The following is a 542-nucleotide window of genomic DNA, read 5'->3' as shown; positions in this document are numbered from 1 at the left end:
TGGGTGATTAGCTCAGTTGGGAGAGCATCGCCCTTACAAGGCGAGGGTCACTGGTTCAAGTCCAGTATCACCCACCACATATAAAACCTATTATTATATCAATAGTTGCGTACTAAAATTGTAATATGGGTCGTTAGCTCAGTTACAAGATAAGAGAGCATCATCGCTTTTAATAAAAGATGGCGAGGTTCACTGGTTAAAGTCCAGTACTATCTATATAGGTAGTAGCATGTAATACGGGTCGTTAGCTCAGTTGGGAGAGCATCGCCCTTACAAGGCGAGGGTCACTGGTTCAAGTCCAGTACGACCCACCATTTTTTAAAATGGTGTATATTACAAAAATCTAAATGGGTGATTAGCTCAGTTAGAAAAAAGAGAGCATCACCGCTATTGACAAGTAACGGCGAAGTTCACTGGTTCAAGTCCAGTACTATTTATTTTAATAGTAGCGTTTTAATTTATATGTGGGTGATTAGCTCAGTTGGGAGAGCATCGCCCTTACAAGGCGAGGGTCACTGGTTCAAGTCCAGTATCACCCACCA

At 42.1% G+C, this 542-nt stretch carries 4 tRNA genes; all 4 read left to right on the top strand.

Annotated features, from left to right (window positions below):
- Position 1 precedes the first annotated feature (1 nt).
- The 4 genes from I6F50_RS20190 (at position 2) to I6F50_RS20175 (ending at position 542) form a co-directional block, all read left to right on the top strand.
- A tRNA-Val gene (locus tag I6F50_RS20190) sits at positions 2 to 77 on the top strand.
- A 161-nt stretch (positions 78 to 238) separates the two neighbouring features.
- Positions 239 to 314, top strand: a tRNA-Val gene (locus I6F50_RS20185).
- A 31-nt stretch (positions 315 to 345) separates the two neighbouring features.
- Positions 346 to 437: transfer RNA gene (locus I6F50_RS20180), tRNA-OTHER, on the top strand.
- A gap of 29 nt (positions 438 to 466) precedes the next feature.
- Positions 467 to 542: transfer RNA gene (locus tag I6F50_RS20175), tRNA-Val, on the top strand.

The sequence above is a fragment of the Pseudoalteromonas sp. NZS127_1 genome, assembly GCF_015864295.1.
Classification (GTDB): domain Bacteria; phylum Pseudomonadota; class Gammaproteobacteria; order Enterobacterales; family Alteromonadaceae; genus Pseudoalteromonas; species Pseudoalteromonas arctica.
Note: the sequence above shows the minus strand (reverse complement) of the source record. Positions and strands in the feature narration are given on the sequence as shown.